24 protein-coding genes and 1 pseudogene are annotated in these 26,501 nt (G+C 50.8%); 24 read left to right on the plus strand and 1 reads right to left on the minus strand.

Annotation, left to right across the window (positions count from 1 at the left end; all coding sequences use genetic code 11):
• The 24 genes and pseudogenes from MPL1_RS02435 to MPL1_RS13575 form a co-directional block, all read left to right on the plus strand.
• The coding region (locus MPL1_RS02435; RefSeq protein ID WP_009725542.1) for a toprim domain-containing protein at positions 1–896 on the plus strand (896 nt) is incomplete at its 5' end.
• Between the two features lie 18 nt (positions 897–914).
• Positions 915–3,152: a DNA topoisomerase IV subunit A gene (gene parC / locus MPL1_RS02440; RefSeq protein WP_009725543.1), complete on the plus strand. Its 2,238-nt coding sequence runs from the start codon at positions 915–917 to the stop codon at positions 3,150–3,152.
• A 53-nt stretch (positions 3,153–3,205) separates the two neighbouring features.
• Positions 3,206–3,679 (plus strand): DUF3305 domain-containing protein, encoded by a 474-nt coding sequence (locus MPL1_RS02445; protein WP_009725544.1) that lies wholly within the window; start codon positions 3,206–3,208, stop codon positions 3,677–3,679.
• Positions 3,679–4,134 carry a DUF3306 domain-containing protein gene (locus MPL1_RS02450; RefSeq protein WP_009725545.1) on the plus strand — a complete coding sequence of 152 codons (456 nt, stop codon included), beginning with the start codon at positions 3,679–3,681 and terminating at the stop codon, positions 4,132–4,134. The genes MPL1_RS02445 and MPL1_RS02450 overlap by 1 nt, the downstream gene beginning before the upstream one ends.
• Positions 4,127–5,668, plus strand: coding sequence for a 4Fe-4S binding protein (locus MPL1_RS02455; RefSeq protein ID WP_009725546.1), 1,542 nt, complete (start codon positions 4,127–4,129; stop codon positions 5,666–5,668). Before MPL1_RS02450 ends, MPL1_RS02455 begins: the two co-directional genes overlap by 8 nt.
• 8 nt (positions 5,669–5,676) lie before the next feature.
• Entirely contained in the window at positions 5,677–6,276 is a 600-nt protein-coding gene (locus MPL1_RS02460) for a TorD/DmsD family molecular chaperone (protein WP_152417550.1), read from the plus strand.
• 128 nt (positions 6,277–6,404) lie between these two features.
• Positions 6,405–6,608: a twin-arginine translocation signal domain-containing protein gene (locus MPL1_RS02465; protein ID WP_009725548.1), complete on the plus strand. Its 204-nt coding sequence runs from the start codon at positions 6,405–6,407 to the stop codon at positions 6,606–6,608.
• 101 nt (positions 6,609–6,709) lie between these two features.
• On the plus strand, positions 6,710–9,499 hold the full coding sequence (locus tag MPL1_RS02470; RefSeq protein ID WP_235045505.1) for a formate dehydrogenase subunit alpha: 2,790 nt from the start codon (positions 6,710–6,712) through the stop codon (positions 9,497–9,499).
• Positions 9,500–9,517: 18 nt separating this feature from the next.
• The gene (fdh3B, locus tag MPL1_RS02475) at positions 9,518–10,102 is read left to right on the plus strand and encodes a formate dehydrogenase FDH3 subunit beta (protein WP_009725550.1); all 585 of its coding nucleotides are present in this window, start codon (positions 9,518–9,520) and stop codon (positions 10,100–10,102) included.
• A complete protein-coding gene (locus MPL1_RS02480) occupies positions 10,102–10,287 on the plus strand; it encodes a lipoprotein (RefSeq protein ID WP_009725551.1) in 186 nt (61 codons plus the stop codon). Before fdh3B ends, MPL1_RS02480 begins: the two co-directional genes overlap by 1 nt.
• A gap of 10 nt (positions 10,288–10,297) precedes the next feature.
• The gene (locus MPL1_RS02485) at positions 10,298–11,329 is read left to right on the plus strand and encodes a formate dehydrogenase subunit gamma (protein WP_009725552.1); all 1,032 of its coding nucleotides are present in this window, start codon (positions 10,298–10,300) and stop codon (positions 11,327–11,329) included.
• 291 nt (positions 11,330–11,620) lie between these two features.
• The gene (locus MPL1_RS02495; RefSeq protein ID WP_009725554.1) at positions 11,621–13,318 is read left to right on the plus strand and encodes an NAD(P)H-dependent oxidoreductase subunit E; all 1,698 of its coding nucleotides are present in this window, start codon (positions 11,621–11,623) and stop codon (positions 13,316–13,318) included.
• Positions 13,318–16,116: a formate dehydrogenase subunit alpha gene (gene fdhF, locus MPL1_RS02500; RefSeq protein WP_009725555.1), complete on the plus strand. Its 2,799-nt coding sequence runs from the start codon at positions 13,318–13,320 to the stop codon at positions 16,114–16,116. The genes MPL1_RS02495 and fdhF overlap by 1 nt, the downstream gene beginning before the upstream one ends.
• A gap of 159 nt (positions 16,117–16,275) precedes the next feature.
• On the plus strand, positions 16,276–17,028 hold the full coding sequence (gene surE / locus MPL1_RS02505; RefSeq protein ID WP_009725556.1) for a 5'/3'-nucleotidase SurE: 753 nt from the start codon (positions 16,276–16,278) through the stop codon (positions 17,026–17,028).
• The gene (locus MPL1_RS02510; protein WP_009725557.1) at positions 17,025–17,690 is read left to right on the plus strand and encodes a protein-L-isoaspartate(D-aspartate) O-methyltransferase; all 666 of its coding nucleotides are present in this window, start codon (positions 17,025–17,027) and stop codon (positions 17,688–17,690) included. Before surE ends, MPL1_RS02510 begins: the two co-directional genes overlap by 4 nt.
• Positions 17,690–18,265, plus strand: a complete 576-nt coding sequence (locus MPL1_RS02515) for a YqaA family protein (protein ID WP_009725558.1) — start codon at positions 17,690–17,692, stop codon at positions 18,263–18,265. The genes MPL1_RS02510 and MPL1_RS02515 overlap by 1 nt, the downstream gene beginning before the upstream one ends.
• Positions 18,265–19,089 carry a peptidoglycan DD-metalloendopeptidase family protein gene (locus MPL1_RS14500; RefSeq protein WP_009725559.1) on the plus strand — a complete coding sequence of 275 codons (825 nt, stop codon included), beginning with the start codon at positions 18,265–18,267 and terminating at the stop codon, positions 19,087–19,089. The genes MPL1_RS02515 and MPL1_RS14500 overlap by 1 nt, the downstream gene beginning before the upstream one ends.
• 95 nt (positions 19,090–19,184) lie before the next feature.
• Positions 19,185–20,262 (plus strand): peptide chain release factor 2 gene (prfB, locus tag MPL1_RS02525; protein WP_152417555.1). Its coding sequence is split into 2 segments (ribosomal slippage): positions 19,185–19,238 and positions 19,240–20,262, totalling 1,077 coding nucleotides; the frame shifts between segments, so codons are not numbered across the junction.
• A gap of 13 nt (positions 20,263–20,275) precedes the next feature.
• On the plus strand, positions 20,276–21,769 hold the full coding sequence (gene lysS, locus MPL1_RS02530; protein WP_009725561.1) for a lysine--tRNA ligase: 1,494 nt from the start codon (positions 20,276–20,278) through the stop codon (positions 21,767–21,769).
• Between the two features lie 274 nt (positions 21,770–22,043).
• Positions 22,044–22,373 (plus strand): annotated as a pseudogene (locus MPL1_RS02535) (amino acid--tRNA ligase-related protein); the annotation flags it as partial.
• Between the two features lie 307 nt (positions 22,374–22,680).
• Entirely contained in the window at positions 22,681–23,631 is a 951-nt protein-coding gene (locus tag MPL1_RS02540) for a hypothetical protein (protein ID WP_040576799.1), read from the plus strand.
• 13 nt (positions 23,632–23,644) lie between these two features.
• Complete coding sequence (locus MPL1_RS02545) at positions 23,645–23,926, plus strand: hypothetical protein (RefSeq protein ID WP_040576800.1); 282 nt, start codon at positions 23,645–23,647, stop codon at positions 23,924–23,926.
• Positions 23,927–24,076: 150 nt separating this feature from the next.
• Positions 24,077–24,787, plus strand: a complete 711-nt coding sequence (locus MPL1_RS02550; RefSeq protein ID WP_009725563.1) for an REP-associated tyrosine transposase — start codon at positions 24,077–24,079, stop codon at positions 24,785–24,787.
• A gap of 936 nt (positions 24,788–25,723) precedes the next feature.
• Complete coding sequence (locus MPL1_RS13575) at positions 25,724–26,065, plus strand: hypothetical protein (protein WP_152417552.1); 342 nt, start codon at positions 25,724–25,726, stop codon at positions 26,063–26,065.
• Between the two features lie 225 nt (positions 26,066–26,290).
• Here MPL1_RS13575 and MPL1_RS14245 read toward each other — a convergent pair whose 3' ends face one another.
• Complete coding sequence (locus MPL1_RS14245) at positions 26,291–26,425, minus strand: type II toxin-antitoxin system YoeB family toxin (RefSeq protein ID WP_327036631.1); 135 nt, start codon at positions 26,423–26,425, stop codon at positions 26,291–26,293.
• Between the last annotated feature and the right edge of the window lie 76 nt (positions 26,426–26,501).

Genomic DNA, 26,501 nt, shown 5'->3' on the forward strand with positions numbered 1-26,501 from the left:
AACCAAAGAGCGTTGTCAGGTCATCGCGGCAGTGCGCGGCATTTGTTTCCGGTGCGGTCAAGGATGCGTTCAGCTTGTGGCTGAATCACCATATTGAAGATGGTGAGAAGATCGCTGAGTTGGTGATCAGCAATGCTCAATCTCGTCTCAAACAAGCCAAAAAAGTAGTACGCAAACGTGTTCAGTCAGGTCCTGCCTTGCCCGGAAAACTGGCGGACTGCACCTCGCAGGATCCCAGCCGAACAGAATTGTTTTTGGTAGAAGGGGATTCGGCTGGCGGTAGCGCCAAGCAAGGCCGTGATCGGGAGTTTCAGGCGATCATGCCGCTGCGAGGCAAGATTCTTAACACTTGGGAAGTAGAACCTGGACAAGTCCTGGCTTCACAAGAGGTGCATGACATTGCCGTGGCAGTCGGGGTAGATCCCGGCTCGGATGATTTGAGTGGTTTGCGGTACGGCAAAATTTGCATACTTGCTGATGCCGACTCGGACGGTGCTCACATTGCTACTCTGCTGTGCGCCTTGTTTGTTCGACACTTTCGTCCACTGGTGGATGCGGGGCATATCTGCGTTGCCATGCCACCGCTGTATCGAATCGACGTCGGCAAACAGGTGTTTTATGCGCTGGATGATGAAGAGCGCCGGATCATTCTGGAACGAATTGAGCGAGAAAATATTCGAGGTAAAGTCAGCACGCAGCGCTTCAAGGGCCTCGGCGAAATGAACCCGCTGCAACTCAGAGAAACCACTATGGCGCCAGATACCCGGCGTCTGATTCGTCTAACCATGAATGCCGAAGACGACACATTTACCTCACTCGATAAATTACTGGCCAAAAAACGTGCTGCAGACCGCAAAACCTGGCTGGAACAACATGGCGATCTTGCCACTGTCTGAACCTGATAAGAGAGTCACATGACCCTAGTCGACGATTTGGAACAGCTACCGGTTCGGGATTTCACCGAGAAGGCCTACCTTGATTACGCAATGTACGTCATTCTTGACCGTGCCTTGCCACACATTGGCGACGGGCTGAAGCCGGTTCAGCGACGTATTGTCTATGCGATGTCGGAGCTGGGCCTGAGCGCTGTCTCCAAACATAAAAAATCTGCCCGTACAGTCGGTGACGTACTGGGTAAATATCACCCGCATGGCGATTCTGCCTGTTATGAAGCAATGGTGTTGATGGCCCAGCCGTTTTCCTATCGCTATCCGTTGGTTGACGGGCAAGGCAACTGGGGTTCGATGGATGATCCCAAATCCTTTGCTGCAATGCGTTACACCGAAGCCAGACTGGCCGCCTACGCTCAGACATTGTTGAGTGAACTGGGGCAGGGCACGGTTGAGTGGGTGCCCAATTTTGATGGCACCATGGACGAGCCGGAGTTACTGCCAGCCAGACTTCCCAATGTGTTGCTGAATGGTGCTACCGGTATTGCTGTGGGTATGGCGACCGACATTCCACCGCATAATCTGCGTGAAGTTATCAATGCGTGTCTGCTGCTGCTTAAATCGCCTAAAACCACGCTTGATGATTTATTGGCCGAAGTGAAAGGACCGGATTTTCCGACCGGTGGTGAAATTGTCTCATCGACCGAAGATATCAAGAAGCTGTATCAAACCGGTCATGGTTCTATTCGACAACGCGCCTGCTATCAGGTCGAAGATCATGAAATCATCATTCATGCCTTGCCCTATCAAACCTCCGGTGCCAAGGTGCTGGAACAGATCGCTGCGCAGATGCAAAACAAAAAACTGCCGATGGTCGCCGATTTGCGTGATGAGTCAGATCATGAACATGCGGTGCGTCTGGTGGTGGTGCCGCGATCCAATCGGGTGGATATCGACAGTCTGATGTCGCATCTGTTTGCGACGACCGATCTGGAACGCAGCTATCGCGTCAACATGAACATGATCGGTCTGGATGGTCGGCCGCAGGTTAAAAATCTGCTCGAAATGCTGCAAGAGTGGCTGCAATTCAGAACCGAAACCGTACGCCGCCGCCTGCAATACCGGCTCGATAAAGTGCTGGATCGCATGCATGTGCTCGAAGGCTTGTTGATTGCATATCTGAATATCGATGAAGTCATCGCCATTATTCGCCATGAAGATGAACCCAAAGCGGAGTTGATGGCAAGATTCAATCTCTCGGATCGTCAGGCTGAAGCCATACTCGAATTGCGTTTGCGGCACTTAGCCAAGCTGGAAGAAATGAAAATCCAGGGTGAAATGGACGAGCTGAGCAAGGAACGCAAATCACTGGAATTGTTGCTCGGTTCAGAAACTCGTCTGAAAACCCTGATTCGCAAGGAATTAACCGCCGATGCCGAAAAATTTGGCGATGATCGACGCTCGCTGATCAAACCACAGCAAGCTGCCAAAGCACTCAGTGAAACAGAATTATTGCCTACAGAAGCCATCACCGTCGTGCTCTCTGAGAGTGGTTGGGTGCGGGCAGCAAAAGGCCATGATGTTGATCCTGGGGCATTGAATTTCCGCACCGGTGATCGTTATCTGACCTCGGTGAAGGCCAGAAGCAATCAGCAGATTATTTTCCTCGATGCCAGTGGTCGCAGTTATTCACTGCCGGCACACACCTTGCCGTCTGCACGCGGTCAGGGTGAACCACTCAGTGGCCGGTTGCAGTCGCCGCCAGAAATGCGTTTTGTCGCGGTGCTGACTGCCGAGCTGGATAAAAAAGTACTGCTCAGCAATAACGCCGGTTATGGTTTCGTAACACCAATGGACAATCTGCTGGCGAAAAACAAGGCCGGTAAAGCCGTGTTTAACCTGCCAGACGGTGCACAAATGTTGCCGCCGATGATTATCGAAGACAACAGCGAGGATCAGCTTGCCGTCGCTTCTGGTGATGGTCGGTTGCTGGTGTTTGCCATGAGCGAGGTGCCGGAACTGAACAAGGGCAAAGGTGTTCGGTTGATCAACATTCCTCAGGCAAGATTCAGTGCTGGCCAGGAGTGGTTGCAGTCGCTGGTGCGTGTGCCGGTGGACAAGGGTTTGACCCTGCATGCCGGTCGTCGTCACCTGACCCTTAAACCTGCCGAATTGGCGCATTATGCCGGTGAGCGTGGTAAACGCGGTCACAAGCTTCCAAGAGGTCTGCAAAAAGTCAGTGAGCTTGAAGTAGCCGAGTAAAATGCTTGGGTATTTGCTATCCTGTAGGACTTTATCGAAACCCGATCAAAGTCATGCAGGATAGTCCGTCAGATCATTTCAATGCCTCCCCGGTCCTGTTGAAGCGCCCCAGCCAATCACGCTGGAGCAGTTTCACATGGCAACTGCTGGGTATTCAGCCTGCTATTGCCAATGAAGTAATTGAAAAAGCTCGACAAGATGGCGAATTGTTGTCACTGCCAGCGATGCGTATCCAGCTCTATCCGCAATTTTGCGAAGCCTACCATGTCAATCTCACCTCAAATCAACCAGGCGTCTATCTGGTATGTCAGGATGCGCCCGCCGCTGAACAGCCACGACCGTTGCTGCTGACAGTTGATTTTGATGAAGCCGCCTCCTATATGGAAGCTGGGCAACAGGTATTGGAAGCACCACTGGCCGGCGAGCTGTGTGTCTGGCTTGAGCGGTATGTTATTGCGCATTATCGTCCGCAAGCGCCCAAGAAACGTCGTCGTCAGAACTGGCAACCAGAACAGGAACAATCCTGATGACAACCGGTGATGAAAATTTTCTGCGTCGCTGGTCACGACTGAAGCAGACGCCGGAAACAGAAAAAACGCTGCCGACTGACTCTGATCAAGCCATTGAGTCGGAACAAGCCATAGATTCAGACGCTCAGCAGTCATTGAGCGAAGTTGAACAGCAGGACTTACCGCTCTGGCAACAGCCGGATGCCGATCCCGCAGAAAAACGTGAGGCGCTGCGAGCGTTATTCAGAAAACCAAAATTCAACGTCACCGATGGTTTGGATGAATACGATAACGATTACAACTACCAGGAATTTGCAGCCCTGGGCTCAGTAGTCACTCACGAAATGAAACGTATGATGAAGCTGGCAGAACAAAGCGCCGCTGAGGCTGCCGATACTCCACCCCCTGTCGCAAACCTGAATTCATCTTCGGATGATGAGAGCGACTCACAAGAGGACACACCTGTTGCATAGTTCGATCATCGAGGCTGGCGAATCAACGCCGCTGATTGAAGAATGGATTGAGTTCCAGTCACAAGGCCGTTGTCTGGTGCTTGGCGACGCCGATCAAGTGGCTCCGCTGTTAGCGCATCTGAGCAGCTTGAATTTGACTGTCTGCTGTTCAGGGCTTGATCTTGAAGCCAGTGACAATCTCACCATCACCGATGCAACACCGGAACAACTGAGCGGCTGGCTGGGGGCTTTCAAGGCCATGATCAATGGTCAGCAATATGCGTTTGATCTGGTGCTTGATATGAGTCAGTCGCCAATGATTCAGACACAAGTCGCGCCATTGGGATATTTTGCACCGCGTGATGACAAGCAGGCACTGGCCGAAGCCTTGCAGCAATTGCCGGATCTGATTGGCATTTTCGATAAGCCAAAATATTTCAATTACAAAGCCTCGATCTGCGCCCACTCACGCCGCGGGGTCAGTGGCTGTGATCTGTGTCAACAGGCCTGTCCAGCGGAGGCAATACAAAGTGCCGGTGAACAGATTGAGGTCAATCCCTCACTGTGCCAGGGATGTGGCAGCTGTACGGCCGTCTGTCCTTCCGGGGCTATCAGTTATGCAGTGCCGACCCTGGATAGCAGTCTGGAGCGTTGCAGAAACATGCTCAAGGCCTATGCTGAACTGGAAGATCGTCCAGCACAACTGTTGATACATGATTTGCTGAATGGTGAAAAACTGGTGGCTGCCGTAGCTGATCAACTGGGTGGCAACGTCGTCAGCTTTTCCATTGAAGAAATTGGCGCTTTGGGCATGCCTTTCTGGCTTGCCGCCATCGCCTATGGCGCTGGTTCGGTGACTGTACTGGATGCAATGAGTCACAGTGATCACGACTGGCAAACCTTGCAACAGCAGACTGGCTTTGCCAACACCTTGCTGGATGCCATGGGCTATCAGGACATGAGAGTGCACTGGCTGCAAACACGCAAACCGCAGGCCCTATCTGAACATTTCAGGCAACTTGCCGCCACAAATATGATCAGCGAAAAAGCCCAGTTTGCCGGGCTGGATGACAAGCGCCGGGTGATGAGTTTGTCGCTGAATCATTTGCATGATCAGGCACCACAGTCAGTTGAAGTCGTTGACTTGCCTCGTGGAGCACCGTTTGGCGAGATCGTTGTCGACAAACAGGCATGCACCTTGTGTATGTCGTGTGTTTCCGTCTGTCCTGCCGGGGCTGTGCTGGATGGTGTCGACAAACCGCAACTTAACTTTGTCGAGGAACAGTGCATTCAATGCGGCATGTGTGAGACGGCCTGTCCTGAGTCAGCGATCAGCCTGACTCCGCGCTACCTGTTCGATCACAATGCAAGACGCAGCAAGCGGGTGCTGCATGAAGAGGCTATTTTTCATTGCATCAGCTGTGGCAAACCATTTGCCACGCAAAAAATGATCGACACGATTACCGAGCGTTTGAAAGACCATCACATGTTTCAGGGCGCGGCACTGGAAAGACTCAAGATGTGTGAAGATTGTCGCGTTAAAGCAATGTTCTGATGACCACCATGACACAAACAAATAGCGAATTTGATACTGATAACGAATGGCGAGCGCAGACCTATGCCTTGCTTGCCAATTTGCTCTACCGAGCGCCCGATGCACAACTGCTTGAAGCACTGGCAGCACTCGAAGTGACAGAACCTGACAGCCCGCTGGCAGCGTCCTGGCAAGCCTTGTCTGAATCGGCAAAAAACATCGAAGCGCAGCAGCTGGAAAAGGAATATCAGCAACTGTTCATCGGCTTGATTCAGGGGGAGCTGATTCCCTACGGAAGTTATTACCAAACCGGTTTTCTCAACGAAAAACCACTGGCAGTTTTGCGCGGTGATCTGGCCAAGCTGGGTCTGGCGCGTCAGCAAGACAGTGCGGAGCCTGAAGATCACATTTCTGCTGAATGCGATGTGATGCGGCTGATTTTGACGGCCAATGGTGTCCCGGTGGTTGATGAGCAGCAGTTTTTCAACCGACACCTAAAGCCATGGGCATCAAGGTTTTTCATTGATTTACAGCAGGCAAAATCAGCGAGTTTCTATCAAGCTGTCGGCATGCTGGGCGAACGATTCATCAAGATGGAAACTGAAAGACTGGCAGAGAAGTCACACTAAAAATGCCTGCAATTGACTTGCCCATGATTGCTCAGTTGCGCGATACTTTGTCACACATAAAAAATTGTCAAAACCGGTACAAAAAGCAAGGTTTTTAGCCGGTTTTGAGGTGTCGGAGATTTGCCAAAATGACCACTGAATCCTCAAACAGTCGCAGACAATTTCTGCAAAAAATCACCCTTGCGGCTGGCGCTGCAACTCTGGCCGCGACCAGTGGCGTCAGCCATGCCACTCCTGCAACGACGCCGACTGCCGTTGATGTGCCTGAAAAGTCAAAAGGCTACCAACGCACCGAACATGTCGATACCTACTATCACCTAGCTGACTTTTAAGTCTTCAAGAAGCCCATCATGAAACTGATAAAACGTGATCCCGCAGCGATAAAAACCCAGGCTTCCGGCTCAATCGCCGCACATTCCTCAAAGGTTCCGGTATTGCAGCAGGCGGTGCCGCATTCATGAGTCTGTTACCGACAGCCATGATTAACAAGGCCGATGCTGCACAGCGTCGTCAACACAGTTATGACGAAGGTGAAATCACCAAAAAACGCAGTGTCTGTACGCACTGTAGCGTTGGCTGTGGTGTCGTTGCCGAAGTGCAGAACGGTGTCTGGATTGGCCAGGAGCCAAGCTTTGATCATCCTTTCAACCTGGGCTCTCACTGTGCCAAGGGCGCATCTGTGCGCGAGCACGGACATGGTGACAAACGACTGAAATACCCAATGAAGAAAGTGGCCGGCGAATGGCAACGTATTTCATGGGACCAGGCGATAGACGAAATCGGCGATCAGATGCTGGCGATTCGTGAGTCAGCCGGACCGGATTCGGTTTACTGGCTTGGCAGCGCCAAGTTCAACAACGAGCAAGCTTATCTGTTCCGTAAATTCGCGGCCTTCTGGGGTTCCAATAACGTGGATCACCAGGCCCGTATCTGTCACTCGACCACAGTTGCCGGTGTTGCCAACACCTGGGGCTTTGGTGCGATGACCAACTCCTACAACGATATTCACAACTCCAAGTGCATCTTCATCATCGGTGCTAATCCGGCTGAAGCTCACCCGGTATCCTTGCAGCACATTCTTCGTGGTAAAGAGCGTGGCGGCAAAGTGATCGTGGTGGATCCAAGATTCAGTCGCACCGCGGCTCATGCTGATCACTACATTCGCATTCGTCCCGGTGCAGATATTCCGTTTGTCTGGGGCATGATTTGGCATATGTTCCAGAACGGCTGGGAAGATGAGCAGTTCATCAACCAGCGTGTTTACGGCATGGATGAAATCCGTGCAGAAGTTGCCAAATGGACGCCGGACGAAGTTGAGCGTGTCACTGGCGTTAAGGAAGCAGATGTCTTCCAGGCCGCCAAAACCATGTACGAACACAAACCGGGTACGGTGGTGTGGTGTATGGGTATCACCCAGCACACCGTAGGTAACAGCAACACCCGTGCCTTGTGTATTTTGCAATTAGTGCTCGGCAATATGGGTGTCTCTGGCGGCGGGACCAATATTTTCCGCGGCCACGATAACGTTCAAGGTGCGACCGATTTTGGGGTGACCTCCAACAGTCTGCCCGGCTACTACGGCTTGAGCCAGGATGCCTGGGAACATTGGGCCCGAGTTTGGGATGTGGACTACAACTGGATTGCCAGTCAGTTCGATCAAGCCAGCTATGAAGAGCTCAATGGCAGCCCTGTCAGCCCGATGTTTACCAACGGCATCACTGTTTCGCGCTGGATTGATGGTGTGCTTGAAGATCCTGAAAACATCACTCAGAAAGATATTCTGCGTGCGATGGTGCTGTGGGGCCATGCGCCTAACAGTCAGACACGCGGCCCTGAAATGAAGGCGGCGATGGAAAAACTGGATCTGCTGGTCATTGTTGATCCATTCCCGACCGTGTCTGCAGTCATGAATGACCGTCAGGATAACGTGTATTTATTGCCGGCGGCCACGCAGTTTGAGACCTACGGTTCATTGACATCATCAAACCGTTCGGTTCAGTGGCGCGAGCAAATCATGGCGCCGTTGTTTGAGTCACTGCCAGATCACAACATCATTTACCGTTTTGCTGAAAAATTCGGTTTTGCTGACCAGCTGTGCAAACACATCGCCGTTAACGATGGTGAGCCGCTGATCGAAGATATCACCCGTGAATACAACCGTGGCATGTGGGCCTGTGGTTACACTGGGCAAACACCAGAACGTTTGAAACTGCAACTGGCCAATTTGCACACCTTTAACAAAACCACGCTTAAAGCAGAAGGTGGTCCCTGTGATGGTGAGTTTTATGGCCTGCCATGGCCGTGTTGGGGTACGGCCGAGATGAAACATCCTGGCACGCATATTCTCTATGACACCAGTATTCCTGTGGCTGAGGGGGGTTCACCTTTCCGCGCCCGTTTTGGTGTTGAGCGTGAAGGTCAGAATTTGCTGGCGGAAGGATCATGGACAGCGGGATCGGAAATTGAAGACGGTTATCCTGAATTTACCTCCGACATGCTCAAGGAGCTTGGCTGGTGGAATGATCTGACTGCCGAGGAAAAAGCCGAGGCAGAAGGCAAAAACTGGAAAACTGACCTTTCCGGCGGTATTCAGCGGGTGGCAATCAAGCATGGCTGCGCGCCATACGGTAATGCCAAGGCACGTGCCATCGTCTGGCAGTTCCCGGATCCAGTGCCAATTCACCGTGAACCGCTGTACACGCCACGTCGTGATCTGGTGGCGGAATATCCGACTTATGAAGATCGTCGTAACTTCTACCGCCTGCCAACTCGCTATGGTTCGATTCAGGCCCAGGATTTCAGTCAGGAATTCCCATTGATCATGACCAGTGGTCGTTTGGTGGAATATGAAGGTGGCGGTGAGGAAACTCGCTCCAACCCATGGCTGGCGGAATTGCAGCAGGACATGTTTATTGAAATCAATCCGGCAGATGCCAATAACGCCGGTATCCGGGACGGACGTCAGGTCTGGGTCGAAGGGCCAGAAGGTGGCGCAGTGAAAGTCATGGCAATGGTGACGCCTCGTGTAGAACGTGGTGTGGTGTTTATGCCTTTCCACTTTGGTGGTCACTATCAGGGCGAAGATCTCAAGGACAAATATCCAGAAGGTACAGCGCCGTACGTACGTGGTGAATCGTGTAACGTCGTGTTCACCTATGGTTATGACTCAGTGACAGCGATGCAAGAGACCAAAGTCTCTCTGTGCCGTGTGCGTCCCGCCTAGATTCAGGGGATTAAGAAAATGGCTCGTATGAAGTTCTTGTGTGATGCCGAGCGTTGTATTGAATGCAACGCCTGTGTCACTGCATGTAAAAATGAACATGAGGTGCCGTGGGGCATCAATCGTCGCCGGGTAGTGACCATTGATGATGGTATTCCCGGTGAGAAATCCATCTCGGTTGCCTGTATGCATTGTACCGATGCACCCTGTCAGGCGGTGTGTCCGGTTGATTGCTTCTACACCACTGATGATGGTGTGGTGTTGCACGACAAAGATATCTGCATTGGCTGTGGCTATTGCTTCTACGCCTGCCCATTTGGTGCGCCGCAATATCCTCAGGAAGGCGCATTTGGCGCGCGTGGCAAGATGGACAAATGTACTTTCTGTGCCGGTGGTCCTGAGCCTGATAACTCTCAGGCTGAACTCGACAAGTACGGTCGTAATCGACTGGCAGAAGGTAAACTGCCTTTGTGTGCTGAAATGTGTTCTACCAAAGCCCTGTTAGCGGGTGATGGTGACATTGTTGCTGATCTGTTCCGCAGCCGCGTGGTTCGCCGTGGCGGTCGTCCCGATACCTGGGGCTGGAACACTGCTTACAAAGACTGATGATGAAAAAAATCATATCCATTGTATTTGCGACTTTTATCTTGTCGGCCTGTTACGAGGACACAAGTGTAACGCTGCATGAGCCGGGCGTTTACAAGGGCAAGCGCGACACACAGACCATGCCTGCTGAAGAACGTGAAGCGCTGTTAAAGCAGCGTTTCAATCAGGTTCAGACGGATCGTTAACGGAGCCGGCATGCCAGCGACAAGCACAATGAATTTGGCACAACGCAAAAAAATCATGCGGCGCAGTTTTATCGTCATGTTGTTGGCGATTATTCTGTTGCCACTGTCCGGTTATTGGCTGATGGGTAATCAGGCAACAGACAGCGAGGCCACCGTGACTAACCCGCGTGCCGACACATGGCGTCAGGTACGGCAGGGCTCACCCGATGCCTATACCGCGGTGCAGGGACGTGAAACCAATGTTCTGATCCAGAACATGGGACAAAACTGGCGTCAACTGAGAAACGGACCTTTGGCGACTTATGGCAGTTGGCTGATATTCGCTGTGTTGGCTGCTTTAACGCTGTTTTACCTGACACGAGGTCAAGTCAAACTGACGCATCCGCGCACCGGCAAGACCGTAGAACGCTGGACGCTCAACGAGCGACGTTTGCATTGGCTGACGGCGACTTTGTTCATCATCCTGGCGATTACCGGCTTGAGCCTGCTATACGGTCGTTATGTGCTGATTCCGATCATGGGCCACGTTGCCTTTGCCGCCTATGCGGATGTTGCCAAGTGGGCGCACAACATTCTGGGGCCGGTGTTCAGTGTGGCCTTGCTGGTTATTCTGGTGAAGTGGTTCAAAGAAAATCTGTTTAGCCGTGTCGATTTGGAATGGTTTAAAGGCTTTGGCGGCATTATTGGTGACCAACATCCGCCGGCAGGTAAATTCAATGGCGGTGAAAAACTCTGGTATTGGACGCTGGCGACCGCAGGGGTGGCCATCTGTGCTACAGGTTTTGTACTGGATTTTCCTAATTTCGACCAGACCCGGTTTGTCATTCAGATTTCTCATCTGATTCATCTCAGCACGGCGTTTTTGCTGATCGCCTTTGCTTTTGGTCATATCTATATCGGCACCATTGGCACTGAAGGCGCGCTTGAGGGGATGACGACCGGTCATGTGGATACAGCATGGGCTGAACAACATCACAATCTCTGGCTGGAAGAACTGCAAGCCCAGCAGCAAGCGGATAACGACAAACAAACACCTCAGTAGGCTATGACATAGCCAAAAGCCTTGGCTGAATCAGAAAAGACCGGTTCGATTGCGCAAGACTTTCTGCCGGTCTTTTTTTGTGCATTTAAACAGGTATACAGATTACTTATTTGGTGCAATTTTTTGCCCCATGATGGTGATTTGGCACTGTTATTGGGCAAATTTTACGGCTTTTTGAGATGTGACCGGATTCTGCTTCACACGGGAACCATTGCATGGTAGCTTCTTTCTGTTATTTATAAGGTTGTCATATCAGAGAAGACAACACCCGTATTTGTAGAGAGGTAACAGATGACAGAGCAGGTGATTAGTGCTCACATTCCCACGCGCAAGCTGAAGATGCCGAGAGCATCTGGCAAAGGTCGACAGGTCGATGCCACGGCTTTGGAGGAAGTGCGTGCCTTGTTGGGTGATGAACCCCGGCGCAAGGACTTATTGATCGAGCATCTGCACAAAATTCAGGATCAATATCAGCATATTTCTGCTAAACATCTGGTTGCACTTGCCTACGAAATGCGGCTGTCCAAAGCCGAAGTCTACGAAGTTGCCACGTTCTATCATCATTTTGATGTGGTCAAAGAAGGCGACACACCGCCACCAGCTTTGACGGTTCGGGTCTGTGAATCAATGACCTGTGAAATGATGGGTGCCAATTCGCTGATAAGCTCGCTGGAAAAAGCGATGGGCGATGATGTCAGAGTCCAGCGAGTTCCATGCGTAGGACGTTGTGACAAGGCGCCTGTTGCCGTTGTCGGCATGCACCCGGTCGAACAGGCCGAAACTTCAACCGTGGCAGCACTGGTTGAGCAGGGGCACACCCAGCCTGAGCAGATCGACGCCATACTGCTTGATGAATATCTCGCCTCGGGCGGTTACCAGACTTATCAAAAGTGTATTAACGGTGACATCAAAGTCGAGCAGGTACTCGACATGATGGATGATTCAGGACTGCGTGGTCTGGGCGGTGCAGGCTTCCCGGTAGGTCGAAAATGGCGCATCGTGCGTGACCAGCCATCGCCACGTTTGATGGCGGTGAACATTGATGAAGGTGAACCGGGAACCTTCAAAGACAAGTATTACCTCGACCGAGATCCACACTGCTTTCTGGAAGGCATGCTGATCGCAGCCTGGGCCGTCGGCATTGATGAAATCTATATTTATCTGCGTGATGAATACGCGGCTATCCGTGTGATGCTTGAGCAGGAATTAATCCAGCTGCAGCAAAATCCGCCGGTGCCAAACCTGCCCAAGCTATATCTGCGCCGTGGTGCAGGTGCCTATATTTGCGGTGAAGAGTCAGCGATGATTGAGTCCATCGAAGGCAAACGCGGCATGCCAAGACTGCGGCCACCCTTTGTGGCACAGGTAGGTTTGTTTGGGCGGCCCACGCTCGAACACAATATGGAATCACTCTACTGGGTGCGCGATATTGTCGAAAAAGGCCCGGAATGTCTGACCAAACATGGCAGAAATGGTCGTAAAGGTTTGCGTTCATTTTCGGTCAGTGGCCGAGTCAACAAACCTGGCGTGCATCTGGCACCAGCCGGAATCAGCATGCGTGAACTCATCGATGAGTATTGTGGCGGCATGCAACAAGGCCACGAGTTTTATGGTTACTTCCCGGGCGGTGCTTCGGGTGGCATCTTGCCGGCATCGTTAGGTGATGTTCCGCTGGATTTTGACACCCTGCACGAATACGGCTGCTTTATTGGTAGTGCTGCGATTGTCGTATTTTCCGATAAGGATCGGGCTCGCGACCTGGCACTCAACGCCATGAAGTTTTTTGAAGATGAATCATGCGGTCAGTGCACCCCTTGCCGGGTCGGCACCTCCAAGGCCGTCAACCTGATGAAAAATGCAGACTGGGATCAACCGCTGCTGGAGGATTTGTCCGAAGTAATGGTCGATGCCTCGATATGTGGTCTCGGTCAGGCAGCGCCTAATCCGCTGCGTAGTGTCATCAAATATTTCCCTGAGGAGCTGAAGTAATGGCCAGTCAATTGCAAGATGTTACCGAGACTGTGCAAATCACGCTTAACGGTCAAACTCTCGACGTGGCCGCAGATGAAACTCTGCTGATCGCCGCTCGTAAACAAGGTATTGAAATTCCCCATCTGTGTTATTCGGATCATCAAGGCCAGGATGGTAACTGCCGGGCCTGTATGGTTGAAATTGAAGGTGAGCGCGTGTTGGCACCTTCATGTTGCCGTTATCCTGCCGAAGGTATGAAGGTTGATTCAGCCAGCCCTCGCGCCACCAAAGCGCAGCAAATGGTGCTGGAGCTGCTGAAATCAGATGTTTCAGAACAACCACATACCCTGAACTCCGAGCTGGATTACTGGGCCGGAAAACTCGATGTTAGTGCGCCCCGATTTGCACCACGTGAGCAGGTGGCACCGGATTATTCTCATCCGGCCATTGCCGTGAACATGGATGCCTGCATTCAATGTACACGTTGTTTGCGTGCCTGCCGTGATGAGCAAAACAACGATGTTATCGGTCTGGCGATGCGTGGTCATCACACCGAGATCGTGTTTGACCTCGCTGACCCAATGGGCGACAGCACTTGTGTCGCCTGTGGTGAATGTGTTCAGGCCTGCCCGACCGGTGCTCTGATGCCAGCCGATGAAGTTGCGCTGGTGGAACCTGATAAACAAGTCGATTCTGTTTGTCCGTATTGCGGGGTCGGTTGTCAGCTTACCTACAACATCAAAGACGACAAGATTCTGTTTGTAGAAGGTCGTGATGGGCCTGCCAATAACAGTCGTCTCTGTGTCAAAGGTCGCTATGGTTTTGACTATGTGCATCATCCACATCGTTTGACCAAACCGATGATTCGCCGTGCTGATGCACCAGACAAACATGGTGATTTCACGCTGGATCCCAACGATATCGATAAGGTATTCCGCGAAGCCACATGGGAAGAAGCGCTGGACTTTGCAGCCAAAGGTTTTGTGGGTATTCGTGATTCCATGGGCCCGAATGCGCTGGCTGGATTCGGAAGCGCCAAAGGCAGTAACGAAGAAGCCTATTTGTTCCAGAAACTGATTCGCACCGGCTTCAAGACCAATAACGTAGACCACTGTACGCGTCTCTGCCATGCCTCATCAGTCGTGGCCTTGCTTGAATGTCTGGGCTCGGGTGCTGTTTCCAACCCGGTGGCGGATGTCGACAAAGCTGAAGTGATTGTGGTGATTGGAGCCAACCCGACAGTCAACCATCCTGTAGGTGCCACCTGGATTAAAAACGCGGCACGTAAGGGACACAAACTTGTTGTCATGGATCCGCGCAGAACCGAGCTTGCCAAGCATGCGGATCATGTTCTTCAGTTCAAGCCGGGCAGTGACGTGCCATTGCTCAATGCGATCATGCACACCATCGTTGAAGAGGGACTGGTTGCACCGGAATTCATTGCAGAACGTACTGAAGGCTTTGATGAATTGCAGGCACATCTGAAGGCGTATACGCCAGAGCTGATGGAGCCTATTTGCGGTATTCCTGCTGAAACCATTCGTGAAGTCGCCAGACTCTATGCCACTGCCGACACCGCCATGATCCTCTGGGGCATGGGTATCTCTCAACATGTTCACGGCACAGATAACGCAAGATGTCTGATTTCACTGGCATTAATGACCGGACAAATTGGTCGTCCAGGAACCGGCTTGCATCCGCTGCGTGGACAAAACAATGTTCAGGGCGCCTCGGACATGGGCTTGATTCCGATGGTATTCCCGGATTATCGACCTGTAGGCGATGACGAGGCGCGTCAGTATTTCGAAGAGTTATGGCAAACACCGCTGGATGCCAATCCCGGCTTGACCGTGGTTGAAATCATGGATGCCATTCATCGTGGTGAGTTAAAAGGTCTGTACATCATGGGTGAAAACCCGGCCATGTCTGATCCTGATGCCAACCATGCAAGACAGTCACTGGCTGAACTTGATCATCTGGTGGTGCAGGATATCTTCCTGACTGAAACCGCCTATCTGGCTGATGTGATTTTGCCTGCATCGGGTTTCCCGGAAAAAACCGGCACATTCACCAACACGGATCGATTGGTTCAAATGGGCCGTGCCGCTGTGTCGATGCCCGGAGATGCTCGTCAGGATCTGTGGATCATTCAGGAATTGGCGCGACGTTTGGGGCTGGACTGGAACTACAGCGGCCCGGCGGAAGTGTTTGCCGAGATTCGTAAGGCCGTGCCACACATGGCCGGTATCACCTGGGATCGTCTGGAGAATGAACATGGTGTGGTTTATCCATGTTTTGAAGAAGGTGATCCGGGTGACTGGGTTATCTTTACCGAAGATTTCCCGCGTGGACGAGGCAAATTTGTACCTGCTGATGTGGTGCCACCGGATGAGCGTCCGGATGAGGAATATCCATACGTGCTGATCACTGGCCGTATGCTGGAGCACTGGCATACCGGCTCAATGACCCGTCGTTCCAATGTACTGGATGCGCTGGAGTCACAAGCGGTAGCCACTGTGCATCCGCTAACACTGGATGAAATGGGCATTACTCCTGGCGACTTGATGACCCTGTCAACGCGCCGCGGTGAAGTCTCGGTCTATGCGCGTGTTGATGAGGGTGTTCCACCGGGTGCTGTGTTTATGGCTTTTTGTTACTACGAAGCAGCCGTCAACGAATTGTCCAACGCGGCGCTCGACCCTGCGGCGAAAATTCCTGAGTTCAAATACTGCGCGGTCAAGGTTTCACCGGGCGGAGAACCAATGCAGTTCTACAGTTACGGAGGCGGTCAGGCAAACAACAGACTGCGCAACTAAACAAAAAAGGGCATGCTTTCATGCCCTTTTTTTATTTGCTGCTGACAATCACAGCTTGAATCATGAGGATTCAAACTTGTTAAAGATCAACAGCACAGTGCATTCTTGCTAAGATATTTCGGTTTGAACTGACTCCAACGCAACAGGCCGGTAAGTTAAATGAAAATCCTGATCAGCAATGATGACGGCTATATGGCGCGCGGCATCCAGACCTTGGCGCGTGCCTTATCAGAAATGGGCGAAATTACCGTCGTCGCTCCGGATCGCAACCGTAGCGGTGCCAGCAACTCTCTAACGCTTGAAAATCCGCTTCGTCTGGATTTACTCGACAACGGCGTCTATCGGGTTGAGGGCACGCCAACAGACTGTGTCCACCTTGCCATTACCGGATTACTGGAAGAAGAGCCGGACATGGTCGTCTCAGGCATTAATGCCGGGGCCAATCTGGGTGATGATGTGCTTTATTCGGGCACGGTGGCAGCGGCGATGGAAGGCCGGTTTCTTGGTCTGCCTGCGATTGCCATCTCCCTGGTCGGACATGACGCCACGCACTATGAAACGGCAGGTTGGGTCGCTCAGCAATTGGTCGCACGATTAAAAGCCTCAGCACTGCCAGCAGATACTATTCTTAACGTGAATGTGCCGGATTTGCCGATTGATCAAATCACTGGCTTTGAAAGCACCCGACTCGGACATCGACACAAGGCTGAGCCGGTTATCAAAGAATACGATCCGCGCGGACGTCCGATGTATTGGATTGGTCCTGCCGGCGAAGAAGAAGACGCCGGCCCCGGCACTGATTTTGATGCGATTCGCCGCGGCGCGGTTTCAGTCACGCCATTACAAATCGATTTGACACGTTATGACGCCATCGATGGTGTCGCTAAATGGCTGGCTGAGACTGTCAGATGATCGCCTCGGAGCTCAAAGGTATCGGCATGACTTCGCAGCGCACCAGGGACAGGTTAATTGCCCGGTTGCGAGAGCGAGGTATAGATGACATGCGGGTGCTGGCGGTGATGCGTGAATTGCCGCGTCACCTGTTTGTCGATGAAGCGCTTGCCAGTCGCGCCTATGAAGATACCGCCCTGCCGATTGGCCATGGTCAGACTATCTCGCAGCCGTTTATTGTGGCGCGAATGACCGAGCTGTTGATGCAGAGTGCCAAGCCGATGGATAAAGTACTGGAAGTCGGCACGGGTTGTGGTTATCAGACGGCAGTTCTGTCCAGACTGGTACCCAGAGTGTTCAGCGTTGAGCGTATTTCAGCCTTGTTGAATCAGTCTCGGGAACGTTTTTACAAACTCAAATTCAACAATATCCGGCTCAAACACAGCGATGGCAGTTGGGGCTGGCAGGAAAATGCACCTTATGACGGAATTCTGGTCGCCTGTGCGCCGGAAAAAGTGCCGGAGAGTTTGTTGTTGCAACTGGCTCCTGGAGGGCGTCTGGTGATTCCTGTTGGCACCCAGGCCAAACAATCTTTGCGCGTCATTGATCGTAATGGCGATACCTTTGAAGAAACAGAATATGACGCGGTGAGCTTTGTGCCACTGCTGGGTGGACAGATTTAATGCGAATTTTTTCCAGTTTGTACGCTCGGGTAATGCAGTGGGCCAGACACAAATATGCCACCTGGTGGTTAGCGCTGGTCAGCTTTACCGAGTCATCATTCTTTTTGGTGCCGCCCGATGTAATGCTGGCGCCGATGACACTGGCCAAACCGGAAAAAGCCTGGTTCTATGCTGGCCTGACCACCGTCATGTCGGTGCTGGGTGGCGTGCTGGGTTATTTTATCGGCATGTACGCCTTCCATCTGGCTGAACCTTTTCTGATTCGCATGGACTATATGGAGTCGTTTGCGCTGGCCCAGGAATGGTTCAAGGTTTACGGATTCTGGGTGATATTTTTAGCGGGTTTTACACCGATACCTTATAAAGTGTTCACCATCGCGGCGGGTGCAACCGGCATGTTACTGATTCCGTTTATTCTGGGATCATTAATCGGCCGTGGTTTACGTTATTTTCTGATTGCTGGATTGATGCGCTGGGGAGGGGTTGTGTTGGAAGCAAAACTTTACCTGTGGGCAGACCGACTGGGCTGGCTGACAGTCATCACAGCGGTAGTCGTGTATTTTGTTTTTGTCTGATGATGAGAGTTTGGCCGGTACTTTTGCTGAGTATTCTGACTGCCTGTAGCAGCAGTACCATGGCACCTGTCGGCCATCAGGGATCGGCAGCCCAGCAAGTGCGTGGCCCGGCACCGCAAACACCACCTAATTACTACACCGTCGTTCGCGGCGATACCTTGTATTCGATCAGCTTCCGCTATGGCATGGATTATCGTGATGTCGCCAGAATGAATGGCATCCGACCACCTTATACAATCTATGTTGGCCAGCGAATTTACTTCCGTCCGGGGGCGGCACCTAGTTCGCCATCGGTGCAAACAGCAAGACCAGCTCAGGCGCCCACACAAACCCAGCAGCAACGGCCTGCCCAACAACCTGCCCAGACTCAGCAACAGCAACAACAGGCAGCGGTTCGTCCAGCCCCGGCACCACAAACTTCAGCACCAGCAAGCAGCACAGCAACCACCCAAAATCTCACTTGGCGTTGGCCGACTCAGGGAACCGTGATTTCAACTTTCTCGGAAACCGCACAGGGTAAAAAAGGCATCAGTATCGCCGGGCGAGCAGGTCAACCGGTTTTGGCGGCTGCGGATGGCAAGGTGGTATACAGCGGTGCAGGCATGCCGCGTTACGGGAATTTGCTGATTATCAAGCATAACGATGTCTATTTAAGTGCCTATGCTCATAACGACACCATGATGGTGGCCGAGGGAGCCACGGTGCGCGCCGGCCAACAAATCGCCACATTAGGGCGAACCGGTACGCAACGTGATCAGCTGCATTTTGAAATTCGTCGCAATGGTAAACCCGTAGATCCTTTACGTTTTCTGCCTAAACAATAGGCTTGCATATACGTTACAATATGCCGTTTTGCTGGCGGCCCGGCCAGCTGTCTGTTGTTGAATAATGAGGTGAAACCTTGGAATTAGGTGCAACGATGCAGCGTATCAAAGCCCTTCGTGATCGCAGTGACGATCTCAGGGGGTATCTTTGACTATGATGCAAAAGCAGAACGTCTAACAGAAGTCAGTCGCGAACTGGAAGTCCCCAGCGTTTGGGAGGATCCGGAACGTGCACAAAAACTCGGCCAGGAACGCGCCAGCCTGGAGCGCATTGTCAAAACCCTGTCCGGTCACCGCGATACGCTTAACGATGCCAAAGATCTGCTGGAAATGGCTGTTGAAGAGAATGACGAAGACACCTTCAATGCCGTTAATGCTGATCTCGACGAGCTGGAAAAAGGCCTGGAAAAGCTGGAATTCCAACGAATGTTTTCCGGCGAACTCGACAAAAACAGCGCCTATCTGGATATCCAAGCCGGCTCCGGCGGCACCGAAGCCCAGGACTGGGCCAATATGCTGCTACGCATGTATCTGCGTTGGGGCGAGGCCAATGATTACAAAGTCGAGCTGATGGAAGTCTCGGCCGGTGAGGTGGCTGGCATCAAATCCGCCACCGTGCGTTTTGAAGGCGAATATGCCTTTGGCATGTTGCGCACCGAAACCGGCGTACACCGTCTGGTGCGTAAATCGCCATTTGACTCGGGTGCCCGTCGCCATACATCGTTTTCATCGGTGTTTGTTTATCCCGAAGTGGATGACACTATCGAAATCGAAATCAACCCGGCCGACTTGCGGGTAGATACTTATCGCTCCAGTGGCGCCGGTGGTCAACACGTGAATACCACCGACTCGGCAGTGCGTATTACCCACGTGCCCACCAACACCGTGGTGCAATGTCAGACCGAACGTTCACAGCACCAGAACAAGGATCGGGCGATGAATCAGCTGCGTGCCAAGCTTTATGAGCTGGAGCTGATGAAACAAAACGAAGTCAAAGCCGCCGCCGAAGAGTCGAAATCCGACATCGGCTGGGGTAGCCAGATCCGTTCCTATGTGCTGGATCAATCGCGCATCAAAGATCTGCGTACCGGCGTGGAAACCGGCAATACCCAGGCGGTATTAGATGGTGACCTCGATCAATTCATCGAAGCCTCGCTGAAATCAGGCTTGTAAACCGGAAAAATCAATGAGCAACGAAACCGAACTCGACGAAAACCGACTGATTGCCCAACGCCGCGAAAAGCTCAAGGAAATTCGCGAGCAGGGCAATGCCTTCCCTAATGACTTCCGTCGCAACGTGATGAACGGCGAGTTACAGGCCGAATACGCTGAATGGGATGCCGACCAACTCAAGGCCAGTCCACGCCGGGTTGCCATTGCCGGTCGCATGATGACCAAACGGGTCATGGGCAAGGCCAGCTTTGCCACCATCCGCGACATGTCGGGTGATATTCAGCTCTATGTAGCCCGTGACGAATTGCCCGAAGGTGTTTATCCGCAATTCAAAAGCTGGGACATGGGCGATATTATCGGCGCTGAAGGCACCTTGTTTCGCACCCAGAAGGGCGAGCTGTCAGTGCATGTTGACAGCATCCGACTGCTGACCAAATCACTGCGACCATTGCCAGAAAAATTCCACGGCCTGTCCGATCAGGAAACCCGCTATCGCCAGCGTTATGTTGACCTCATCATGAACGAGGCCAGCCGCGAAACCTTCCGTATTCGCACTCAAGTCATCGACGGCGTACGTCGCTTTTTGATGGACAGAGGCTATCTGGAAGTCGAAACACCGATGATGCAGGCCATTCCCGGCGGTGCTACCGCCCGACCCTTTACCACCTATCACAATGCACTGGATATGGATCTGTTTCTGCGTATCGCGCCAGAACTGTATTTGAAACGACTGATTGTCGGCGGTTTTGAGCGCGTATTTGAAATCAACCGTAATTTCCGTAACGAAGGTCTGTCCACCCGCCATAATCCGGAATTCACCATGGTCGAGTTCTATCAGGCCTATGCCGATTACATCGAATTGATGGACTTGACCGAAGACATGCTGCGCACCGTCACCCAAAACGTGCTCGGCACCAGCCAGGTACATTATCAAGGGCTGGATATCGACTTTGCCCAGCCGTTTGCCCGGATGACCGTCAAAGACTCGATACTGCACTTCAACCCGGAACTCAAAGCCGAACAACTGGAAACCCTTGAGGCTGCCAGTGAAGTCGCCAAAGGCCTGGGCATTCCGCTCAAAGACAGCTACGGCCTTGGCAAAGTGCAAATCGAAATCTTTGAAAAAACCGTCGAACACCGGCTGATGCAACCAACCTTCATCACCGCCTACCCAACCGAAGTGTCACCACTGGCACGGCGTAGTGATAACGACCCGTTTGTCACCGACCGCTTTGAATTTTTCGTCGGCGGCCGCGAAATCGCCAATGGTTTCTCCGAGCTTAACGACGCCGAAGACCAGGCCGAACGCTTCAAAGCCCAGGTCGCCGAAAAAGACGCTGGCGACCTCGAAGCCATGCACTTTGACGCGGACTACATCCGTGCACTGGAATACGGCATGCCACCAACCGCAGGTGAGGGGATTGGTATTGATCGGTTGGTGATGTTGTTGACTGATTCACCGTCGATTAGAGATGTGCTGCTGTTTCCGCATATGCGGCCTGAGTAATATCGCCGACATTAACAAACTAGACTGTCATTCCCGCGCATGCGGGAATCTGAACTCGCACTAATAATGTGTCGTCATTCCCGCGAAGGCGGGAAGCTAGTCTCAAAAACCAAAAACGGGCCATCATCGGCCCGTTTTTTTTGTGTCATGGCAAGCGAAGATCAGACACTTTCACCTTGTCACTGATTTGAATCCCCGCTATGGTTAATCAAAAATACTGGGATAGTAAAATCATGGCAAAAAAGTTGTATCAAGTTGGCTGACCCCTTGATTCGAAGTGTCGCCGCTGGCACGACGCAGTGATAACGACCCGTTTGTCACCGACCGCTTTGAATTCTTCGTCGGTGGCCGTGAAATCGCCAATGGTTTCTCCGAGCTTAACGACGCCGAAGACCAGGCCGAACGCTTCAAAGCCCAAGTCGCCGAAAAAGACGCTGGCGATCTCGAAGCCATGCACTTCGACGCCGACTACATCCGCGCACTCGAATACGGCATGCCGCCAACAGCCGGTGAGGGGATTGGTATTGATCGATTGGTCATGCTGTTGACTGACTCACCTTCAATCAGAGACGTGCTGCTGTTTCCACATATGCGGCCTGAGTAAAAAGCACACTCAACTTGTCATTCCTACGAAGGCGGGAATCCAGAAAAACGGGCCAAAATGGCCCGTTTTTCTATTTAGGCTTGGGTTGATTGCGGCACTCCATCCTTGCCACTATGAGTGAAACACATTATGGTTCATAAAAAGTCACAAGGATGTAATTCAATGATAAAAATGCAGATTCAATCTTGTCTGACCCATTTTGCCTCCATTAGCTCATCATCAGTCAGAAAAAAAGGCTTTGCATTTTACAAACATCCTCGCGAAAAGCGTGTAATGGCTAACATTAAAATTGATACAAGAGAGACCGATGGAGCATAAATTTAAAGAAGATACAGAATGGTTTGTGCGACAAATTGAGAGTAGAAAACGACTTTTGCCTACATTTGCACATGCGGCAGGAATGCTCGTTAAAGAAGTAAACAAAGACTTTGACAAGTTTGTTGAAGAACACGCATACGACAAGACCTACGATGAAGATGGTGAACTAGTCCAATTTGGTGTTCCTGAAGACTTTTCTGGTCGTTATAACCTAATTAAGAAGACAAGATTACATTCGGCAATATTTTCTGATCTTCTTCCGAAAATGGCACTAGTTTCTCTAGTTAGCCTTTTTGATGCGTATTTAGCTAGATTAATAAGAAATATGTTTTCAGTAAAGCCAGAGTTGCTTAACTCATCTGAAAAAAGTTTAAAATTCTCCGACTTAGTCGAGTTTGATAATCTTGATGATGCAAGAGATAGTGTCGTGGGAATGGAGATAGAGAGCATCTTGCGAGAGAGCCATACTGACCAATTTAAATGGCTAGAGGATAAAATTAAAATTCCACTTAGAGAGCTTGATGCTTGGAAAGAGTTTGTAGAGATTACCGAACGCAGAAATTTGTTTGTTCATGTAGATGGTATTGTAAACAAACAATATTTATCAATCTGCAAAAATCATGGATGTAAAATCGGTGATGATGTTGTGCAAGGAACAAAATTAACTGTTCCACCAAAATACTACGAAGAGGCATGTGATTGTATTGCTGAAATTGGAGTTAAATTGGGGCAGGTGTTATGGAGAAAGCTCGTGCCTAATGATCTGGATGGTGCTGATAATTCTCTTATAAGTGTGACATACGACTTTTTGGTAAGTCGGGATTACGATTTATCTTTTACGTTATGCAAATTATGTGAAATTCCTGCAATAAGAAACTCATGTTTAGAGCATGAGTATTACCTAAAGCTAAATCAAGCTATCGCTCTTAAAGGATCTTGAAAGAGAAAAGGAGATGAATGACTTGCTCAAGACGGTTGACTGGCGCGTTTTATCTGAGAAATTTCAATTGGCAAGTCTTGTTCTTATCGGTGAGTGGGATGATGCCGAGAGAGTTATGGTAAAAATGGGAGAAAAAGGCGATATTTCAAAACTGTTTTACAGGGAGTGGCCTCTATTTCGATGGTTTAGAAAAACAGAACAATTTAAAAGGGCATATCAAGAAGTTTTCGGTGAAGAATATAAAATTATTGGAAAAGCTGATCCAGAAAATGATCCAAACGAAAAATCTGAGTAACGAAAATTAGAATCAAGGGGTCAGCCAACTAGAATCAAGGGGTCGAATCAAGGGGTCCGAATCAAGGGGTCAGCCAACTTGATTTGGTTTAATTCTGTAAACTGATGTTATAAAGTAACCAAAATCTTATCGCTACAAGGATGTAACGACATGGCAAGACTTCCTCGATTGGTACTACCCGAACAGCCTCTTCACATCATGCATCGGGGTAATAATCGTCAAAACATATTTGAAAATGAAGAGGACATGACCCGGATCCTCAGTGATATTGCAGAATCGCTTCATAAAGCAGATTGTCAGCTCCATGCTTACGTCATCATGACAAATCACCTGCACTTACTCCTTAGCCCCAAAGATAAACATGAACTTGCTGTATTTATGCAGTCGATGACGAATCGTTACGTGAGATATTTTAATGTCGGCCGAAAACGCACTGGCACTATTTGGGAAGGGCGTTTCAAATCCTGCTTGGTAGATAGTGAGAATTATCTTTTTAGGCTATACAACTATATTGAAATGAATCCAGTAAAAGCCGAACTGGTAAAACAACTCCACGAATACCCATGGTCCAGCTATCACCACAACGCTTTTGGCGAAGTAGATCAGCTGGTAACAGAGCATCCACTTTATCTTGAGCTGGCAGCTACCAAAAAAGAAAGAGCTACCCGATATAAATTAATGATGGACAAAATGGCGTTAGGGAAAGAGAATCAAAAAATTACTGATGCTACTCTTCGTGGAGAGGCGCTTGGCAATGAAAACTTTCAACATTGGGTATTTAAACAAACTGGAAGGCCAGCGACGTTAACATCTCACGGAGGGGACAGGAAAAGTGCGACATATCAAAATCAAGTTGGCTGACCCCTTGATTTCAGTTGGCTGACCCCTTGATTTCGAGAGTTCGGACGCCTGATCGGGGTGGCTGAGCTTGGCGTTAGACTTAACTAAAGGAGATACAAAGTTGGAAGATCTAATCATTCAGATCGTACTCCAGGGTTTATTACTGCAGTACCCGGCCTGGCGCATATATAAGAGAGCTGGCCTCAATCCAACCCTAAGCCTCACGGTTCTGATACCGGGCGTCGGAATGCTTATAGCCGGGTTAATTTTGGCCGTATCCAAATGGCAAGTGTCGCTGGGGGGTAACTAGAAATGGGTGTTGGTGGCACAAGTATTTGGCAACTTATAATTATCCTGCTTCTAATTCTGATACCTCTTCTAATATTCAGGCCGATTGTTAAGAAAGCGGGATTCTCTGGATGGTGGACGTTGATAATCTTCATGCCCATCGTCAACCTCGTCATGATTTGGGTATTTGCCTTTATCAGTTGGCCTGCGGAAACGCCTAACATGGCGATGAAGTCCGACGCTTGACCCCCTTCATTCGTGGGCAGAACTGCGTGAAAAGTGACGCAGGTCGCTCGTTTATACGTCCTACCCTAAGAGAGGGAATCAAGGGGTCGGAATCAAGGGATCAGCCAACTTGATTTGTATTGCGTCATGAGACCTTGCCTAGTCTTCCGCACCGCCTGCCTTCTGCTCCTGGTTGTTCTTGCCGGGTGCAGTACAGGGCCATATCTCAAGCCTGAGGCTGTCGCTGGCGGTACATATAGCACCGAGAACCCAGCGTGTCCTGGTCCTCTGCAGGTCATCGAGTTTCGGCCCGCTGATGAGGAATGGATTGTCTTTCGTGTGTTAGCAAAGCTTCCCAACCGATATAGCCCAGAGGGAACGAAGCTCACCGCTTATTTCCGATTTGTCTATCTTCTTCCTGAGCCTCCTCGTAGGCGTTGGTCAATGTTTCCAAGCGATGCGGAAGAAAATGAGATGAAGGAACTGGTGGAACGGAGAAGAAATCAACAAATCGAGATAACCGCGTCTAGTCCATTCGCAACCATTGTGCTTCCCGATGGAACAGAGAAGAAAGTTTCGTTGCCGTTCTTTGAAAAGCCATACAACCCCAATGAGCACGAGCAGCCCTACAACATCCGGGGCCCGCAAGTCGTAATTTCGCCTATGGCGTTGGAGAGTTTCACAGTCATATTCCCTGACATCTATCTCAACGGCAAGAAACTATATATTCCTCCTGTCAAATTCGGTATCAGCAATGACTGGTATGCGCCTGTTCTTAATTGCTGACGGCCGGAAGCATAACCTTTCAGTCGGGCTGAACTGCGTAAAAAGTGACCCTATTGATCTATCCGCGTTATTGAAGGTCATCGGCCCTTGCGACGCTCAACATCTTCGAGCGTATAAGCGGCGAGTTATGTTTTCGGCAGCGCCGAGATCAGTGACAAGCAGGGATATCCTCAAAAGGTCGCATTACCAATCGCCCCTGACTCTTTTGCTCCCACTAGCGAGGCATCAGGACTGATCGTAATGACCACCAATAGCGAAGATATAAATGGACTTTTCATCGAAACGATAAATTAAACGATCTTTCTGTGATATCCGCCTGGACCATAGGCCAGCGAGGTTGGGAATCAAGGGGTCAGCCAACTTGATTTGGTTTGATTCCGTAAACTGATGTTAGGGAAGTACAAAGGTGGAATCAGGTCAGCAACTTGATTTGGTT

Source organism: Methylophaga lonarensis MPL (assembly GCF_000349205.1).
Classification (GTDB): domain Bacteria; phylum Pseudomonadota; class Gammaproteobacteria; order Nitrosococcales; family Methylophagaceae; genus Methylophaga; species Methylophaga lonarensis.

Bases quoted from the DNA above. Each gene is read 5' to 3' on its own strand.
- parC (WP_009725543.1), top strand. From the start codon at position 915: ATGACCCTAGTCGACGATTTGGAACAGCTACCGGTTCGGGATTTCACC.
- MPL1_RS02445 (WP_009725544.1), top strand. From the start codon at position 3,206: ATGCAGGATAGTCCGTCAGATCATTTCAATGCCTCCCCGGTCCTGTTG.
- MPL1_RS02450 (WP_009725545.1), top strand. From the start codon at position 3,679: ATGACAACCGGTGATGAAAATTTTCTGCGTCGCTGGTCACGACTGAAG.
- MPL1_RS02460 (WP_152417550.1), top strand. From the start codon at position 5,677: ATGACACAAACAAATAGCGAATTTGATACTGATAACGAATGGCGAGCG.
- MPL1_RS02465 (WP_009725548.1), top strand. From the start codon at position 6,405: ATGACCACTGAATCCTCAAACAGTCGCAGACAATTTCTGCAAAAAATC.
- fdh3B (WP_009725550.1), top strand. From the start codon at position 9,518: ATGGCTCGTATGAAGTTCTTGTGTGATGCCGAGCGTTGTATTGAATGC.
- MPL1_RS02480 (WP_009725551.1), top strand. From the start codon at position 10,102: ATGATGAAAAAAATCATATCCATTGTATTTGCGACTTTTATCTTGTCG.
- MPL1_RS02485 (WP_009725552.1), top strand. From the start codon at position 10,298: ATGCCAGCGACAAGCACAATGAATTTGGCACAACGCAAAAAAATCATG.
- MPL1_RS02495 (WP_009725554.1), top strand. From the start codon at position 11,621: ATGACAGAGCAGGTGATTAGTGCTCACATTCCCACGCGCAAGCTGAAG.
- fdhF (WP_009725555.1), top strand. From the start codon at position 13,318: ATGGCCAGTCAATTGCAAGATGTTACCGAGACTGTGCAAATCACGCTT.
- surE (WP_009725556.1), top strand. From the start codon at position 16,276: ATGAAAATCCTGATCAGCAATGATGACGGCTATATGGCGCGCGGCATC.
- MPL1_RS02510 (WP_009725557.1), top strand. From the start codon at position 17,025: ATGATCGCCTCGGAGCTCAAAGGTATCGGCATGACTTCGCAGCGCACC.
- MPL1_RS02515 (WP_009725558.1), top strand. From the start codon at position 17,690: ATGCGAATTTTTTCCAGTTTGTACGCTCGGGTAATGCAGTGGGCCAGA.
- MPL1_RS14500 (WP_009725559.1), top strand. From the start codon at position 18,265: ATGATGAGAGTTTGGCCGGTACTTTTGCTGAGTATTCTGACTGCCTGT.
- lysS (WP_009725561.1), top strand. From the start codon at position 20,276: ATGAGCAACGAAACCGAACTCGACGAAAACCGACTGATTGCCCAACGC.
- MPL1_RS02540 (WP_040576799.1), top strand. From the start codon at position 22,681: ATGGAGCATAAATTTAAAGAAGATACAGAATGGTTTGTGCGACAAATT.
- MPL1_RS02545 (WP_040576800.1), top strand. From the start codon at position 23,645: ATGAATGACTTGCTCAAGACGGTTGACTGGCGCGTTTTATCTGAGAAA.
- MPL1_RS02550 (WP_009725563.1), top strand. From the start codon at position 24,077: ATGGCAAGACTTCCTCGATTGGTACTACCCGAACAGCCTCTTCACATC.
- MPL1_RS13575 (WP_152417552.1), top strand. From the start codon at position 25,724: ATGTTTCCAAGCGATGCGGAAGAAAATGAGATGAAGGAACTGGTGGAA.